Genomic DNA, 18,619 nt, shown 5'->3' on the forward strand with positions numbered 1-18,619 from the left:
GCTGTAGTTGCATCTGTTGCTGTTGTGGTAGATGCTGTAGTTGCATCTGTTACTGTTGTGGTAGTTGTTGTGCTGACCGGTCCTGCGGCTGTGGAAGTAGTAACTTCCACGATACGCTCATCGATCATTTCAACTGTACTGTCATTCTTGCCGCCCTTTACTACCTTGCCGTTCTCAACGGTAAATGTAATATTGGTAGCCTTCTCATAGCCATTAGGTGCAGCTACTTCATGCATAGTATAGATACCGTCCTCGATATTAACTATTGTAGCCTGCTTGCCTGAGATCCATACCAGTGTCTCACCGAAACCGTTTACTACTACGCCGTTCTCACCGACAGTTATTGAATCCTTTGTGAACTCTATAGCTGTTCCGTCCTTCTTGACGCCCTTGAGAGAGATCGTAGCACCGTCAACTTCTGCTCCGCCGAGTTCTGCCTTATGGATATTGATCTTATGGAGTTCGGCTGTAGTTGTTGTTACTGCTGTCTCTGTAGTTACTGTTGTTGATACAGTCGAAGCAGTTGTCTTTTCAGATGTTGCAGTTGTAACTGTAGTAGTTGAAGTTGTATCGGTCGTGCTTTCAACAGTTGAAGCCTCTGTCTTTACAGCTGTTGTTACAGAAGTCGATACGGTAGTCTCTACTGTAGTAGTTGCTGATGTTTCAGACTTGACTGTTGTAGTTGTTGCTGTTGTAGTTGTAGCCGCAGTTGTCGAAGCTGTTGCTGCAGTTGTTATTATCTCGTCGATCATTTCAACTGTGCTTTCGTTCTTGCCGCCATTTACAACCTTACCGTTCTTGACTGTGAAGGTAATGTCGGTAGCCTTTTCGTAGCCGTTCGGAGCTGCTATCTCGTGGAGAGTATATTCGCCGTCCTCTATGAGAACTGTTGTAGACTTTTCGCCTGATACCCATACAAGAGCATCGCCAGAACCGCTTATTACTGTACCGCCTTCGCCTATTACGATAGAATCCTTAGCGAACTCTATCTCTGTGCCGTCGCTTCTTACACCCTTAAGTGTCAGTGAAGCGTCCTTTACTTCCTTGCCGCCCAGTTCAGCCTTGCTGATGCTGATGTAGTTTCTTGCTACAGTTGTTGCAGCAGTCTGTCCCGAAACTGTGGTAGCAGTTGTAGCTGTTGTGGTCTTGACTGTTGTAGTAGTAGTCTTGACTGTTGTGGTCGTGGTTGTAGTAGCAGGCTTTGCACCTGATACAGTAGTAACTGTTGTAACGATCTCGTCGATCATTTCAACTGTACTGTCGTTCTTGCCGCCCTTTACTACCTTGCCGTCCTTGACTGTGAATGTGATATTGCTTGCCTTTTCATAGCCGTTTGGTGCAGCTACTTCGTGGAGTGTATAGATACCGTCCTCAAGCATTACAACTGTAGGCTTGTTTCCTGACATCCATACTATTGCATCGCCTGAGCCGCTTATGAGCTCGCCGCCCTCGCCGACTGTAATGTTTTCCTTGCTGAATTCTATTTCAGAACCGTCTTCTCTTACGCCCTTGAGAGTGAGTGATGCATCCTTGACTTCCTTGCCGCCAAGTTCAGCCTTGCTTATGTTTACCTTATGTCTTGCAACTGTAGTTGTAGTAACAACTTCTGTTGCAGCCGATGTTGTCGGTGCGGATGATGTTGTATTTGAAGTTGTAGCCTTAGTTGTTGTAGAAGTTGTGGTTGTTGTGGATGTAGTAGTGGTTGTAGATGTGGTGGTTGTTGTTGTAGAAGTTGTAGTTGTTGTTGATGTAGTAGTCGTTGTGGATGTAGTTGTGGTTGTTGTAGATGTTGTGGTAGTTGTGGATGTAGTATCTGTTGTCGATGTAGTTGTAGTAGTTGTTGTGGTTGTCGTTGTGGTGGTGGTCGCAGTAGTAGTGGTCGTTGCTGTTACCAGCTTATCGATCATTTCGATCTTGTCCATTACCTGACCGCCGACCTTGATCTGAAGCTTTTCAGCTCCCGGAACTGAATCCTCTGTCTGCACGATAGAGAATCTGATAGGTTCAGCTGTTTCGTATCCGTCAGGAGCCTTTATCTCGCTGAGTAAGTACTCGCCCTCAGGGAGGAAGAGCTCTGCAGGCTTCTTGCCTGATACCCATACAAGTGCGTTACCGCTGCCGTTTACGAGTCTGCCGTCGTTATCCTGAAGCTTTATGCTGCCGATCGGGAAGAGTGCAGGAGTCTCGCCCTCGGGAACTACTCTCTCAAGTGTGAGGTATGCATTCTCAAGTGAAAGATCTGCGGAAGTCTCTTCGCTGCCTGCTGCTGTTGTAAGGCTGTCAGCAAGCTTCTGTATGTCTACATGTGCTGTAGCAACTGTTGTTGTAGTTGTGTCTGTGTGGTTTACAAGTCCGATAGCGTCTGTAGTAACAGGAACGATCGCGCCCGCAGTTACCACGTTGCCTTCTTCGTCGAGAACATCGTCCGTCAGTACTTCATAGCTCATTACGCCGTCCTTAATGGTGAATACCTTGGAAGCAACAGGAAGATATCCGTCAGGAACGTTTATCTCTGAGAGCTCGTATGTACCGTCAAGGAGTCCTGTGAATTCCTTAGGATTCTCTGACATGTTCCATGTTTTCTTGCCGCCTACCCATATAGCATCATAGTGGAGCTCATCAGGCTTAACGGCTGTCTTTGATGCACTCTTCATCTCTATCTGAAGAACAGCGTTCTTATCAGCAGGGAGGAGTGTGGTTCCGTCATCATCGAACTTGTTGACAGTTATCTTGGATATCTGGTCTGTGATAGTTACGTTTGTATCATTCTCGGCATTTGATACTGCGATACCTGTTGTCTCAGCATCGTCGAGAGTGATCTTCTGAACGTATCTGTAGGAAACTATGCCCTCAGGATTTTCTATCGGAGTACCGTCGGGATATACCAGGATCTCTTTGATAGTGAAATTGAATGTGGATTTAACTGCTGTGAAACCGTCGGGAGCTGCGATCTCTTCAAGTATGTAAGAGCCGTCCTTAAGTCCTACGAAATTGGTAGCATTGCCCTCGAATTCGATGGATGTCGCACCCTCCGGAGCGACGATCTCGTCATCAGTTCCGGGATTTATCCTTACGCCGTCGAGAGTGAGCGATTCGCTCTTGCCCGTATTTACAGAGAGTCTGAATTTAGCCTTGTTTGATGTATCAAGCTCAGCTTTCTCTTCTCCGTTAAGGGCTGCCTTGTTCACAGAAATTATCTTCTGGTTAGTAACTGTTGCGGATATGCTTGTGTCTTCCTTTTCAACGAGCTGACCGTTCTTTACTGTGAAGGTCTTGTCTGTTTCAGCCTTGAGGTAACCCTCGGGAGCTGATACCTCGTAGATAGTGTAGACACCGTCGGGGAGTTTTTCAAATGTAACAGCGTTGCATACTGTTTCCCATTCGTATGTTAAAGGATCCTCAGGAACTCTGTCCTGAATAACGTTCTGCTTAACTCTGTCGCCTATGTTAGTGCCGTTCCAGAGAACGTCTCTCATTACAACTCCGCTTTCAGCAAGATTGATCTTCGCGGTTCCGTTCTTTCCTGTAAGTCTGAGGATAGCGCCCGGAACAGGAGTATCTCTGTTTGCTGTAGCATTTGAATACTGTGTCTTTCTTATGTTGATAGTAAGAAGTTCATTAACTATACCGTATGTGTCTTCGCCGTAGTCAACTATACGAGCTGTATCAGAAGCATCTGTCGACATGCATGCAAGCTTACCGTCCATAACGCTTACCTTTATAGGTGCGAACGGCTTATAGCCTTCAAGTCTGTTTTCCTCAGAGAGTGTATACTCACCGTCAGGAAGATTTGCAAGCTTGACATCCTTGCCTGTTGAAGTCCACTGGATGTAATTCTTGACAACTGTTTTTTCGTTCTCGTCAACTGTTTCAACAGTACCCTTTGTAAGTGTGACCTCTCCGTCTGCATCAGAAGCAGTAACCTTTGAGAAATCCTTTACAGCATAGACCTTATCAAGTGTAAGTCTGAGCTGAGCACCTGCAACAGGATCGTGATCTGCAACGACTGTTCCGTCGTCGTCCTTGAGAGCGTTATTTTCCTTGCGGAATGAGATATCAGTCTCTACAGCCTTGTCGACCATGTTTATCTTGTAAACATTGTCAGAGCCGATCCTTTCGGCTGTAACAGCAGTGTAGTTTGAAGCATCTGTGAAATCTGCATCCTGCTTGCCTTCTGCGTTAGTATCGAGCACGTATACTCTGTACCGACCATTCTGCTGTGTATAATAGAAGTATATAGGAGATGCACCTGTATAACCTTCAGGTACCATGACCTCTTCTATCTTATAGAATACATAATTTGTATCCTGACTTGCTGTAAGTCCGTTTCTTCCGAGCTTAGCGCTGTATGTTACTGCATCAGCACCGCGCTGGTCGGACTCGGGAACTGCGGCCTCTGTATAGCCTTCAGGAGTTTTTGTGAACTTTGAAACGACTATATTGAGTTTGCTTATATCATCATCAACTGATGAAAGTGCGAGACCGTCGTTGTTGACCTTAGTGAATGAAAGTCTGCTTCCCTGTTCGTTATTCGGGAAGGAAACTGTGATATGACCTTCCTTGTCATCAATGACACTGAAGCCCTGTGTAGGAACTGTAATGCCTGCAGCAACATCTTCAATACCGATACTTGCTGTGAGCTTTGTTCCGTCGTTTGTAAGTGTAAAGACGTTTATCTTGTCAAGTTCTGCATCTGAATAACCTGCCGGACTTGCTGTCTCTACAACTGCGTAGTAATTTGTGTTTGAAGCAAATTCTGTAAGTTCGAGCTTAGTGATAGCGCTGCTTATATCGCTTTCAACTACTTTGTAATCAGTGCTTTCGAGATCGCTGAACTTAACATTTCCTTCGCCAGCCTTTATCTTATCAACGCCTGCATCATAAAGTCTTATGAGCTGGAGCGTTGCACCGCTGAGTGTATTATTAGTTGCGGCATCGATCTTTCTGAGGTTGAATGGAGCGCTCTTTTCATCTGCCAGTATAGCAGATCTCTGAGCCAGTGTGCTGCCTTCGATCTTGTTCTTTGCCCAGTTTGCTTCGTTGACCTTGCCTGTGTTGCTTATTGTCTGGGAATAGAAGTAAGTACCGTCGGTCTTGAAGAATGTATAGTCTGTTGTGAGCATGTAGCCTGACGGCTGTTTGATCTCGCGCATTCTGTAGACTGCATTCTTTTCGGGTTCGGAATTAAGTACGTCTGCAAGATTTGCTCCGCCCACTTCAGATTTCCATGTGTACGACTTCTCTATAGATTCTATAGATCCGTCGGGAGCAAGCTTCACCTTGTCGATAATTATCTCTGCACCGCCTATAGTTACATCAGGAGACTCCTTATCGACCTTGGCAATTCTTAACGCTTCCTTATCTGTGAATGTGTATTTATTTGATTCATCAGGTGAGATATTTATGAGAGGATTCATGCTGTTTCCGTCACAGAGCATCCAGTACTGTCCGTTAGGAGAATCCGCATCAAGCTCATACAGAGGCTTTGATGTGAATCTTGCCTTTTCGTCTGAATCTGTAACTTCCGTGCCTTCTTTATATACCTTTGTGATCTTGCCTGTATCGTCCACATCAAAGGTATATGTATCTCGCTTTACGATATATCCGTTTTTGGATACATCAAGAGGGTCTGTATTCTTATGACCTGTTTTGTTTGTGAATTCGGGATCTGAGTAGTAGTCTACTTCAGCAGTTGTATACTTGACAATCTCGTATGCATTTTCTGTATGATCGGGAGCGCCTGTTATCTCCATATCATTATAATCATACTTCTTGCCGTTCTTTGTAGTATACGTTCTGTCTGTGAGAACATCATCAGGAGCATCAGGGGATTCAGCTTTCTTTATAAGTCTGAGAGTGCTGTCGCCCGCATAAATTGCATTGTCCTTGATGCTGTTGTAAGTTGTGCCTGAAGGATCGTAGTGGTAATACTTATAAGGTGCAGATGCAAGACCTTCCTTGCTGTTAAAGAGTTCAACAGTGCCTGAAGAAGCAACGCTTTTGTCCTTGATGAAGTTACCCATTGAAACAGTAGCAGGAGAATCGTTAACAGTAACGTCCGCCTCTACCTTGTAAGCCTTCTGAAGAGCGGTATTGAACGCATTCTTATCGCCCTGTACCTCTCCGTTATCAGAGATATCGTATTTTTCACTCTTATCAACTTTAACAGTTTCTTTTTGACCTGTTTTGATGCAATTTCCTTCATATACCATTGTAAACGAGGTCAGTTTACCTATTTCCGTAGCAACATCATTAAACGAGCCTAAAGAATTTGTAAAGCTAAATATCAAATTATTAAATCCTGTAATGTCAGTGATACCATTTTCAATTGCTGAATACTGACCTGAACCATTAAGTGGTATAGATAACACATAATCGTTCCTTTGGTTCTTATCATATGCAAGAAGATATTTTGCATCTTCATTAAGTTCAACATTAAATATTACATCTACAACATTTTTTCCTTGAACAGATGCATATTCGTTTGGCTGAATATATCCGCCAGGTATTGAACAACCTTGTAATTCAAAACACTTATAGGTGTAATTAGAACCCAAGTTTGCTTTATTAGTCAAAATATCATGTTCTTCTTCTGTCTCATAATAAAGAGTAACTGAATTTACCTTTGCATTCTTGCCTGTGAAGTAACCGTATCTGTCTGCGTTTGCATCATTGTTATAAACATCGAAATCCGAACTCTGTATCTTATAGCCCTGATAGTCCTTCGGAGCGTTTATAGCAATGTAGCCCTTTTCTTCAAGTTCCTTTACTGTTGCTCCGGAATCAAGACCTGCCGCACTGACAGCCTCAGCCGCATCGTATATCTTTATCTCTGCATTGTAGTAAGAACCTGTGGGATATTTCACCTTGTTTTCTGTGGATGAGTCCTTAACTTTGAAGTAGTAAGCCTCATCACTGAGAGCGTAACCTGCAGGAGGAGTAATTTCCTTTATACAATAGTAGCCGTCCTCTGAAACAGGAATGCTAACCTTGCCGTTTTCGTTTGAATAAGCGAAATCAACAAGTGTCATTTCGGGCTCGTCGCCGTCCATGATAATATTGCCGCTGTCATCGAGAGCTATCTCATAAAGACCTATCTCTGCGCCTGCGAGTGGAGTTGTGCCGTCGGGACCGAACTTGTAAGCATCAATGATGTAGCTTGAAGTTACGCCGAGGATATCAACAGGTCCGAGATACGGACGATATCCGAACTCCATACTTCCGTGGTATGACTTTGCGATCAGCGCACCTGAAAGGTGACCTTCTGTACCTTCCCAGTTTGAATGTGCCGCTGCAAGCGGAGCAAAGAGTGTACCATTCATGTTGCCGCCGAAGTTGAGGTCGGTACACTTATAGAAGTTATAAAGTATCTGGGATGATTCAGCGCTGTTGTTTGTTGAAACGCCGCCTGTGTTTGAAATGACCTTATCGAGTATCTTTGTCTCGACGTTGCCCTTCATTTCTATCTTTTCTGTAGGACACGAGATGACGTAGTTCTCGGTTCCTCTTACACCGTCGCCGCTTATAACGACCTGACTGGTGCCTCTCCATTCGGGAACGTAGAAGTAAATAGTATCAACAGGAGGTCCGTCGTAAGTGAGGTTAAGAGTTCCGCCATTCTGTTCAACATTACCGTTAGGTTCTATCTTGGCAAGCTCATTTCCTCTTTCCTCAAGCCATGCGAACTCGGTTGGGAAATCAATAAGAGTACCTTCATAGAAAGCGGCTGTTTCATTGATATCAAGATCGTCATGCTGGTGTATACCATAAGGTGTGTACTTGGTACCGTCTGGACCAAGGTGGTATGAACCTGTGCCTGTACCGGCATCGTATTCATTATAGCCGTTCTGGAAAACGAATCTCTTATAGCGGTCCTCGTCCTCAGGATAATAAGCGGTATTTCCATGCCACAATCCGCCTCTGCCACCGTCCTTATCGGAAGCTCCGAAAACGTTGATATTGGCGATATCTCCGCCAACGATAGCATGTGCGAAATTAGTTATTCCGCTGTACTCGTCAACATCGATGAGAGCAGCCATTGTAGCGTAGTCACCATTACCTACCTGATAGTTCCAGTTGCCTGCGAAAGTAAGATTTCCGCCGACAGCAACACGTCCCTCGGCATCGGCGCCGTTGACTTCCATGTTTTCCTCAAGGAATATGCCGAACTGTGAAGCAATTCCGAGGAAGTAGGTATTTCTGGCATTCGTGATGGATTTCTTTGCCGAACCATCAAGAGCAGCCAGCGGACTTCCGTCACCTACGAGGAGAGTCGCCTGAGAAAGCGCCTTCGGACTGTAGCCGTTATTTGCGTCCTGTCCGTAGACATTGGGGACCATATATCTCTCACTGACAGCATCAGCAGATAGAAGCTCTCGCCCGACTCTGCCCATACTCTGAGGAAGGACATAGGTAACAGCCAGTAAAGCCGAGGTAATACCACTTATCATGCGTTTACCTAATGTTTTTCTCATAAGTCTTTCACCCTTTCTGAAATATTATATATCATAAAAAAACACTCAAAATATACTGTTTGTAGATTTCTTAAATATTTTGAATATTTTTGATAAACATATTATATCACATCACAATCACAATTGCAATAGAATATTTTTAATCGTAATTTAGATTTTTGACGATATTTTATGGCTATTTTGCACAAAAACCGTGAGTTTAAGACTTGATTGTGTACTGATTAATTTTTTATTTTTATTCTCATATGAATGGTTAATTTTTTTGTATACCATTAGAAAAACCGCCCCGAAATATAACTATTTGTATACCGATAATATTTGATCGAATAACAAAAAAGACTGCACAGCAATAACTGTACAGTCTTTCATGAATAATGATTCAGTTTTTTAAGGCTTTATCAGAAAAGATCGAAATCGCCGAAGATTTCGCCGTTTATAACGTAATATACCTTGTTAACCTCGGGCTTTACGTATACATCGACCTTCTTTGCAGTCTTGATGCCTGCAGCAGCCTTTGCCTTTTCCACGAGATCGGCAGCATTCACCTCAGAGCCGTTAGCCTGGATGACTACCTTGCTCTCTTCAACTGTCTTTGCAGCAGTTGTCTTCTTAGCAGCAGTTGTCTTCTTTGCTGCTGTCGACTTCTTAGCTGTTGAAGCAGTCTTCTTTGCAGTTGTCGACTTCTTAGCTGCAGTCTTCTTCTCCTCTGCAGGAGCAGCAGCCTTAACTTCTTTTACCTCTGCAGCAGTTTCTGCATCCTTCTTAGTTGCTCTTGGCATAATGATTTACCTCCGTGAAATTACTTGTTAACAGCGTTCTTAAGTGCCTGACCAGCCTTGAAAGCAGGAGCCTTTGAAGCTGGAGCTGTCATCATTTTCTTTGTCTGAGGATTGATTACCTGCTTCTCTTTTCTGTCACGAACCTCGAAAGTACCGAAACCAACGATAGATACCTTATCGCCGCTTGCAAGAGCTTCTGTGATAGCTGTAACAACTGCGTTTACAGCAGCCTCAGCGTTCTTCTTTGTAAAATCAGTCTTTTCAGCAACGACACTGATCAGTTCAGTCTTTGTCATGTGTTTATCCTCCAATATAATAAATTTATACTTGCATTATATACCCTTTATGCCGATTTGTCAAGGAATTTGGGAAAAAATGACATTTCGCCCGATTCCAAGCCTTTAGCGGTCCTTTTTTTATTGAAAACAGCTATAGTTTTTGGCTATTTTCCGTCATGTACGGGGGGTCACGCAGGCTTTTGCGCCGGTCAGGCACTGTTCACTGTTTTAATTATGCCTCGTCTTCGGCGATTTTATGCAGATTTCATTGAACTGCCGGGCAGGTCATGCGGAATAAAAAAGCTTTACACATTTGCTTCTGTATTGATTTTTTCATTCGTATCTTCAAGGATAGCTTTCCTGAGTTCAACAAGCCATTCCGAAAAAGCAACCGTGTCAAATGCGTAGGTCTTGTTCAGCTCAAATTCATTCTCCGACCACGTATTGAGTGGAGATTCATTATGCTGTATCAGCGCTTCAAGCTTATCAAGTGCCTTGTATATTTTAGCCTCTTTGGTTTTCTGCGCATCCATTTCACTGTATAATGCCAAAAGGTCCTTTGACAGTTCGGCAGGCATTGCACTTATCCATTGCCGCAGAAGTGAATCTTCGGTCTGTCGGTCGGAATCTGTTTTATTAAAAGTCGGGATATCACCCGTGAAACACTCTCCGAGATCATGTATCAGGCACATATTTACGACCTTGTTCATGTCAGCATCAGGGAAAACGTTCCTGAGCAATAATGCCATGAGGGATACTCTCCAGCTATGCTCTGCCACACTTTCTGTCCTGCCTTTTGTTGTGGTACAATGTCTCGGTGTATCTTTCAGCCTTTCAGCAATATGCAGTATATTCAAATACTCACGCACATCCATATGACCTCCCCTTTCAATCAAAATATATCGTCAGCAATTATAGCATAACAACACCATAATGTCAACAAAAAAAGCCACAGCACTTCCGACTTTACATCGGAAGCACTATGGCTCAGCTCATTCTATATCAGCACCGTGATCGGACATCAGTACACATTCCGTGTATCTTAATCCGCCACAAGCTCGCCGTTCTCATCAAGGTCTATATCAATAGTATCCCCTGCCGAGAGATTTCCGCCGATTATACGTTTAGCCGCAAGAGTCTCGACCTTGCGCTGTATGAATCTTCTCAGCGGTCTTGCACCGAAGTTCGGATCATAGCCGCAGTCAACGATATAGTTCTTTGCAGCATCCGAAACATTTATACGTATGTGCTTATCGTCCAGACGCTTCTGAAGATCCGCAAGCATGAGGTCAACGATACTCATTATCTCGGTCTTTGTAAGAGGTTTATAGAAGATTATCTCATCGAGACGGTTAAGGAACTCCGGTCTGAACTGCGTTTTAAGAAGACTGTCGACCTTCGCCCTTGCATCCTCTGTTATCTCGCCGTTTGCGTCGATACCTTCCAGTATATAAGGCGAACCGAGGTTGGATGTCAGTATTATAATAGTATTCTTGAAATCGACTGTACGTCCCTGAGAGTCCGTTATACGTCCGTCATCCAGAACCTGAAGAAGGATGTTGAACACATCGGGATGAGCCTTCTCTATCTCATCGAAGAGTACTACCGAGTAAGGCTTGCGGCGTACCGCCTCTGTAAGCTGACCGCCTTCATCGTAACCGACGTATCCGGGAGGCGCTCCTATAAGACGGCTCACGCTGAATTTCTCCATATACTCACTCATATCGATACGGATGATATTGCGTTCATCGTCGAACAGTATCTCCGAAAGAGCCTTTGCAAGCTCGGTCTTACCTACGCCTGTAGGACCTAAGAAAAGGAATGAACCTATAGGTCTGTCGGGAGCCTGTATGCCTGCCCTTGAACGGAGTATCGCCTCACTGACCTTTGTTACAGCCTCGTCCTGACCGATAACTCTCTTGTGAAGCAGGGATTCAAGTCCCAGTATCTTTTCCTTTTCGCCTTCCATAAGCTTGGAAACAGGTATACCCGTCCAGCGGCATACTATCTTGGCTATCTCGTCCTCTGTTACTTTATCACGGAGCAGACGTTCGCCCTTAAGGTCCTCCTCTGCCTGATGTTCAAGGTCTTCCAGTTCCTTTTTGAGCTGCGGAAGCTTGCCGTATTTCAGCTCAGCCGCCTTGTTAAGGTCATACTCACGCTCTGCCTTTTCTATTTCGCCGTTCACCTGTTCTATCTCCTCACGAAGCTTCTGAACAGCGGATATATCATTCTTTTCGTTCTCCCACTTTGCCTTCATGCTGTTGAATTTCTCACGCAGCTCGGCAAGTTCCTTCTGTATCTCTTCAAGGTGCTCCTGCGAGATAGAGTCGCTTTCCTTTTTAAGGGCAGCTTCCTCTATTTCAAGCTGAACTATCTTACGTGAGATAACATCCAGCTCGGTAGGCATAGAGTCCATTTCCGTGCGGATAGTTGCACATGCTTCATCTATAAGGTCAATAGCCTTATCAGGGAGGAAACGGTCCGTAATGTACCTGTTGGAGAGCACTGCTGCGGAGATAAGTGCATTATCGTGTATCTTTACGCCGTGGAACACCTCGTAGCGTTCTTTGAGTCCTCTGAGGATGGATATAGTGTCCTCAACAGAAGGCTCATCGACCATAACAGGCTGGAAACGTCTTTCAAGCGCAGGATCCTTCTCGATGTACTGACGGTACTCGTTGAGTGTGGTAGCTCCGATACAATGGAGTTCGCCCCTCGCAAGCATAGGCTTAAGAAGATTGCCGGCATCCATAGCGCCGTCTGTCTTGCCTGCGCCGACTATAGTGTGAAGCTCATCAATAAAGAGAAGTATCTGACCGTTGCTGTTCTTTATCTCGTTAAGCACAGCTTTAAGACGCTCCTCGAATTCGCCCCTGTACTTTGCACCTGCCACAAGTGCGCCCATATCCAGCGAGAATACTTTGCGGTCCTTAAGACTGTCGGGGACATCTCCTGCAACGATACGAAGTGCAAGTCCCTCAGCGATAGCAGTCTTTCCGACACCGGGCTCACCGATAAGGACAGGGTTGTTCTTTGTTTTACGCGATAGTATGCGGATAACGTTTCGTATTTCGCTGTCACGTCCGATAACAGGATCAAGCTTATTGCGTCTTGCAAGTCCCACAAGCTCCTGACCGTACTTGGTAAGCACATCATAGGTATCCTCAGGGTTCTCGCTTGTGACACGGGTATTTCCTCTTACGGACATAAGTGCGCTGAGGAAGCTGTCCCTTGTAATATTGAAGGTCCTGAGAAGCGAAGCAACGTCATTGTTCTTGCAGTCGATAAGTGCAAGCATGATATGTTCAACGGAAACGAACTCGTCCTTCATATTGCCTGCAATATCCTCTGCGGAGGTAAGAACTCTGTCACCCTCTGCGGATATACCTATATTGCTGCTTCTGCCGCTGCCTGTGATCTTCGGCAGTCCGCCTATCTTCTTATCCACCTCGCCCTCGAAGATATCCGCATCAACGTTCATTCTTCTGAGAAGCTGTGGGATAAGACCATTTTCCTGTTTGAGAAGTCCCGCAAGAAGATGCACAGGCTCTATCACGTTATTGGACTGCATAACAGCAATACTCTGTGCCTTTCTTACAGCGTCTATGGACTTCTGAGTGTATTTCTCTGCATTCATATTATTTCCCTCCTGTAACTTTCACTTTTATCCTTGACATTCATAACTTTGCTATAAAATGTACCTCTGAAGCATATCCTCATATGCCGTTTCAAACTGTCCTATGACTTCACGGAAGTGTTCAGGCGCTGCAAAATAGGTTTTTACAGCTCTGTCAAGGTCGGTAAGATACTCACCTATCGCCTCGCCCGTTTCCTCGTCGTTCATTGTGTGGGAATTGATGAGCTTTCTCGTGAAGCTGCCTGCGTCAAGCTTGCAGGCGTAGTTATCAAAGCCTTTTTTCTTCAACAGCGTGGATTCAAGCTTTATACGATAGGCAAAAAAGCTGTTGAACATCGAGATAAGATCGGGATTCTGAGTTCTTATCTGAACCCTCACCGTACCGATGTAATCCGCAGGCACTCTTTCAAGCTCCACTTTATAATTGATCGTGGGACGATATTTATACTGCAAGGCAGTACGCATCGTCATAAGCGAAGCGGAGCGCTGCTGTTGTATCTGGAAGCTGCTGCTGATAAGTTCCGAGACTGAGTCGAATATTTCTCTCATCCTCATTTCAGGTGTAACGCAGGAAAGGCGTTCAGCCAGTATCTGATTTATGAGGTTGGAGCGGCTCGTACCGAGTCGGTAAGCCTCCGCATCAACTGCACGGATAACATCGTCCATAAGCACAAGGCTATAAACGCTTTTCTTCATTTTCATCACCTCTGTTATATATACTATATCACTCATTATAGAATTTGTCAAGCGAGTTATATAATCTTTCACACAATTTTCACATTGCATAAAAAATGCCTGCACGTATTATGTGTACAGGCTGAAAAATGTTTTTTATCAGAAAAAAGGGTAAAAAAAAGCTTCCCTTACGGGAAGCGCATCGATCCATACGATTTTCATCGTTTAGCACTGAGGACCGAGCCACAGAAGAATAAGTTAAAATAAGTTATTGAGAATAGAAAACATGAAAAAATTACAAATGAAAGGGATTAGTTTTTTTAATTACTAATTCTATTTCTATGGCGAGCAATTAAATTCATACCCAGTATCAAGCACATGAGAGGGGAGGGTACTTGATACTGAATACCAAATATCTTCAATTGCTGATATTATTATATTGCAAATCTGTGAATTAATCAATTCACAATAGTGTACTCAACTGAACAAATATGTACTTTTCTCGATTTTTTCTTATTTTTTATCGTTAATTTTTTATGACTAAGTTTTATATAGTTATTTATTAACCATATTTCAAAATTTACCATGCGTTATCGCTATTTACAGCCTTTATACAAATAGTAACAGCAAGTTTTGATTATACAATTTGTTAGAAAAAGAAATTCCCACACTTTCAAAATGTGGGAATTTGATTATTTTTAACATAATAAACTTAATATCAGCTGAGTTTGAACACGTTCTGGCCTTCTGATACAGTAAAATCTTCTGACGAATTACCGTTTATGCTTACGGAAAAACTTGCGCCGTCATGTATATCAGGTGAGAGCATCATGAGACAGTGGCTGTTGTTGTGCGGTACAAGTGAAGCATACACAGCGCCGTCCAGAATGAAATCCACGCTGCTGCCAGCCTCTATGATCGAAGACGAAGCATCAACTACTATGTAAGGTGTCGCATACGTAGTGGGAGCTGTTACCTGATTACCTGCGGCATATAACTCGCCGCCTGTGTAATTGAAGTCGCCCATTGCGTATACCGAGCTCTTCTCTTCCTTTGTGCCGCCGGACGCAAGAATACGTCCGCCGTTTATGTTGATAGTACCCTTACCCTTGGCATTGTCTCCGCCTTTGGACTTGATACCGTTTGTGCCGCCTTTGATATCGAAATCACCGCCGTTTATAGTGATGTCGTCATGAGCCATGATTCCCGATTTAATGGCATTGATAACATAATTGCCGCCCTCGATGATAAGATCATCATCGCTTGATATACCGTGGGCATTTCCTGCATTGATCTCCAGTGAACCGCCTCCCTTGATGCGAAGTGTATCATTGGAGAAGATAACACCGTCATTAACTTTGTCCTTTGCGCTGTCGGAAAGTTTATTTGAACTTCCGTCCGCAAGCTCAACTGTGCATTTTTTGGCTTTCCTGATAAATACTGCCGGACCGTCTGTACAGGTCAGATCAACTCCGTCCAGAACTATTTTCACCTTTTCTTCGGTATCTGCTGCAACGATTATCTGTCCGTCGCTGCACGAACCCGTAAAGCGGTAATCTCCTGCTGAGGTTATAGTCACCTTGCTGCCTTCCACAGTGAAGTTCTCGCCTTTTCCGCTTGGAGAACCTCCGAGAGTTATCTCTGCTGTGTAGGTATTTTCCTCCGTCTGCGGATCTCCGGACTGCTGACCGCCCTGCTGTTCATTTCCCGAACCGTCTGACTGTTCTCCTGATGAACTGCTTCCCGAGTTGCCCGAGCTTCCCGAGGAACCGCCTGAGGAGCTGTTACCCGAACTTCCCGACGAACCGCCCGAGGAGCTGTTACCTGAGCTTCCTGATGAACCGCCTGACGAGCTGTTACCTGAGCTTCCGGACGAACCTCCTGAGGAACTGTTACCCGAACTTCCCGACGAACCTCCCGAGGACTTGTTTCCGCTGTCTGATGACTTGCTGTCCTTGACGGCAGTTGTCTTTGTGTCAGACTTATCGGCAGCATCAGACGCTTCCGTAGTCTTCTTTGATTTTCTCTTTTTTGTGGTCTCAGGCTCTTTTTCATCATCTGCGGGAGCAGTTTTTGCCGACTCTTTTTCTTCTGTTTCGGACGAAACTGCCGTATCACTGCCGCCCTTTTCCGACTCGTCCGCTTTTCCGCACGCTGAAGCGCAGGTAGCGATGAGAAGAGCTGCCGCTGCTGCAATGAACCTCTTTTTTTCCATAAGTAATACCCCCGATCATAAATTCCTCTATATATGGAAATTGTCAGACCTGTGAAGATCTGACAAATCCCATTGGGAGAGGTAAAAATCCAATAAACTTAACAAAGTTTAGCTTTCATATATCTTATCCTCGTACTTGAAGAATACGAGATTTATAGTCATATTTCCGTTTAATGCACGAAGCTCGTCGATGAATCTCTTCTGATCGATATCTTCGTTTACGTCAACTGCATAGATAAGCTCGAAAAGTGTACCGAAGTTTGTTGTCTTAACTCTTCTGAGCTTGTGGAAGTTTGTATACCTGTTGAGTACAGGCTCGAAAACGCCCTGATAATCGAGGTTTTCGGGAATAGTGATCTTAAGTGTCATATGTCTTGATTTGCTTCCGCCGAAGTTGATCTCAGCAAGAGCAAACATAACGATTCCGAGGATGATGAAGAATACTATTGCGAATCCTACATATCCGATTCCGCAGGCAGTACCTGTAGCCATTGCGAAGAAGATATATGCGATATCCTTCGGATCACCAGCAACGCTTCTGAAACGTACCAGTGTAAACGCACCTGCAAGGCTGAGCGCACCTGCCGTTGTATTGATAAGAAGCAGTATAAGAGCAACTATTGTGGGGAGCATTATCATTGTAAGTACATAGCTCTGTGAATAGCCCTCTTTGCGGTGGGTTATCATGTAAATGATGCTGATGAGTACGCCGAGGATAAGTGCGGCGCCGACGCAGAGGAAGAACTCCCCTGCTGATATTGTTGCGAGAGTGGCTACTGAGTTATTAGTAAATATATCTGCCGAGTCGCCGTTCTCATAATACTTCGATAAGACATTTCCGAAAAAACCGTGTTCAAACATTTCAAACGCTCCTGTTCATAAAGATATTATTGTTGTTCACCATAGAAATACCCGATACATAGATCCTTCTCCCGCTTTTCTGAGCAACCTGATCTCTTATGTAATTGGTATAAGCTTTACCGTACTTTGAGAAGCTGGTCTTATAGATCTTCAGCTCTGAAAGTTTATCGATAAGCCAATCGGGCATCGAGTCTGAAACCTTTATCTCCATGAGTCGCTGGTCAGCGCCGATAATGTAATTGCCGTAGCTCTCGTAGTCAAGTCCGAGGTCATAGCGGCGTTCTGTGATCTTTCTGTCGAAAGTAAGTCTGAAATCGCTGTTGTCTTTTCCGAAGAAAGCCTCACGCTGATAGCTGATATACTGCTTCGGAGCAACAGGATAATTATTCAGGAAAACATCCAGTTCGCGGAAAACCTGCTCTGTGATATACTTGGTAGCTTCAGGCTTTCTGCGTGTAGCGAAATACTCGTCTGATTCAGCAAGAGTCATTGAAACTCTGCGTTTGGTTACTATTCCGCCTATTTTCTTCTTGATCTCAAGGAATACGAGAGAATCGGGCTGAGCCGGTGAATAGTAACTGCGTAGTCTGATCTTTTCTTTATAGTATGGTTTAGAAAGAGATTCGCGGATAAGAAAATCGTCGGGAGTGTCATAATATATATTGTATATACCGTACTCTTTGCCTCCGATACAATACTTATCGGGATTCATATACTGAGGGATTGCTTCCATCAGACCTTCATACTGATCCATACTAAGGAGGAACTTGATTTCTTTTCTTGCAAACGTATTAATAGCCATACATTTCCGCTCACGGCACCGCCGCTGCGGTCTCAACTCCTTTCGTATCATCTGATGTAATTATACGGTTTTTATCTTAAAATAATCTTAAAGAAGATGCCGAAAAGTGTTCATAAATTGCTATCTTAATTAAACATTGGTGAAAAAGTGCGGTCTTTTTGGTCACATTTGCTTTTATAAGTCAACCAAAAAGCGGTAAAAAAAGTAATCATTCTACGTTTCCCTACATATTTATAATAGCACCCATATACGAAAATGTCAATAAATCGCATAAAAGTGAGCAAAAAATGGAGAAAAAGCAAAAATTGACCGCTGTACGAATACAGCGGTCAGATCGGTCGCAATTTTTAACTTTACAGATATTCATTGTCGGGGTTGGGCCATACTCTGTTGGAAGGAGTTCCGCCTGAACCGAACCATACCTCGAGCTCACGGTCATCAGAACTGTATCCGACAAACACCGTGTCATTTCTCGTTCCTGAAGGACTGAATTTCACTCTGTATTTGTTGTGCTGTTCTGTATCATTGAAAGCATCAACAAATTTAGCAGTTGATCCGCCAGCGCCGCTCCAGCCTGAGGAAGATCCGGTGCCGTCAGCACTGCAAACAACAACAAAGTTGTAGTTCACACCATTGCGTGAAGCCGATACAGTCCTTGAAGCATCGCTGTAAAACGAATTTTCAACTTCATCGTCCTGCGCTATGGTAGCAGCAGCAGCTTTGATCAGTGTCGAAGCCATCGACTTATCCGATGTTTTGTTCGCCTTCCTGATATAACCTATCATAGCAGGCACGAGGATAGCTGCAAGAACAGCGATTATCGCTATAACAACTATCAGTTCGATCAGAGTAAAACCCTTTTTGCTTGTTTTTTTCATTGTTTTCATCCTCTTTC

General features: G+C 44.1%; 10 protein-coding genes. All 10 read right to left on the reverse strand.

The annotated features are described in order from the left end of the window. On the reverse strand, positions 1–8,474 hold an 8,474-nt coding region (locus BT127_RS13565; protein ID WP_139275544.1), incomplete at its 3' end, for a SpaA isopeptide-forming pilin-related protein. A gap of 398 nt (positions 8,475–8,872) precedes the next feature. After that, positions 8,873–9,253 (reverse strand): DUF6465 family protein, encoded by a 381-nt coding sequence (locus BT127_RS13570; protein ID WP_075425516.1) that lies wholly within the window; start codon positions 9,251–9,253, stop codon positions 8,873–8,875. Between the two features lie 20 nt (positions 9,254–9,273). Further along, positions 9,274–9,564, reverse strand: coding sequence for an HU family DNA-binding protein (locus tag BT127_RS13575; protein ID WP_318257258.1), 291 nt, complete (start codon positions 9,562–9,564; stop codon positions 9,274–9,276). Positions 9,565–9,836: 272 nt separating this feature from the next. Beyond that, a complete protein-coding gene (locus BT127_RS13580; protein ID WP_075425518.1) occupies positions 9,837–10,406 on the reverse strand; it encodes an HD domain-containing protein in 570 nt (189 codons plus the stop codon). Positions 10,407–10,573: 167 nt separating this feature from the next. After that, entirely contained in the window at positions 10,574–13,171 is a 2,598-nt protein-coding gene (clpB, locus tag BT127_RS13585) for an ATP-dependent chaperone ClpB (protein WP_075425519.1), read from the reverse strand. Positions 13,172–13,222: 51 nt separating this feature from the next. Then, positions 13,223–13,867: a hypothetical protein gene (locus BT127_RS13590; RefSeq protein ID WP_075425520.1), complete on the reverse strand. Its 645-nt coding sequence runs from the start codon at positions 13,865–13,867 to the stop codon at positions 13,223–13,225. A 697-nt stretch (positions 13,868–14,564) separates the two neighbouring features. After that, a complete protein-coding gene (locus BT127_RS13595; RefSeq protein ID WP_075425521.1) occupies positions 14,565–16,061 on the reverse strand; it encodes a carbohydrate-binding domain-containing protein in 1,497 nt (498 codons plus the stop codon). A 108-nt stretch (positions 16,062–16,169) separates the two neighbouring features. Continuing rightward, positions 16,170–16,922: a DUF4956 domain-containing protein gene (locus tag BT127_RS13600; protein ID WP_082335053.1), complete on the reverse strand. Its 753-nt coding sequence runs from the start codon at positions 16,920–16,922 to the stop codon at positions 16,170–16,172. Position 16,923: 1 nt separating this feature from the next. Beyond that, a complete protein-coding gene (locus tag BT127_RS13605) occupies positions 16,924–17,724 on the reverse strand; it encodes a polyphosphate polymerase domain-containing protein (protein WP_075425522.1) in 801 nt (266 codons plus the stop codon). A gap of 353 nt (positions 17,725–18,077) precedes the next feature. After that, positions 18,078–18,602, reverse strand: coding sequence for a prepilin-type N-terminal cleavage/methylation domain-containing protein (locus tag BT127_RS13610; RefSeq protein WP_082335054.1), 525 nt, complete (start codon positions 18,600–18,602; stop codon positions 18,078–18,080). Between the last annotated feature and the right edge of the window lie 17 nt (positions 18,603–18,619).

Origin of the sequence: Ruminococcus sp. XPD3002 (genome assembly GCA_900119535.1) — a bacterium.
Classification (GTDB): Bacteria; Bacillota; Clostridia; order Oscillospirales; family Ruminococcaceae; genus Ruminococcus; species Ruminococcus flavefaciens_H.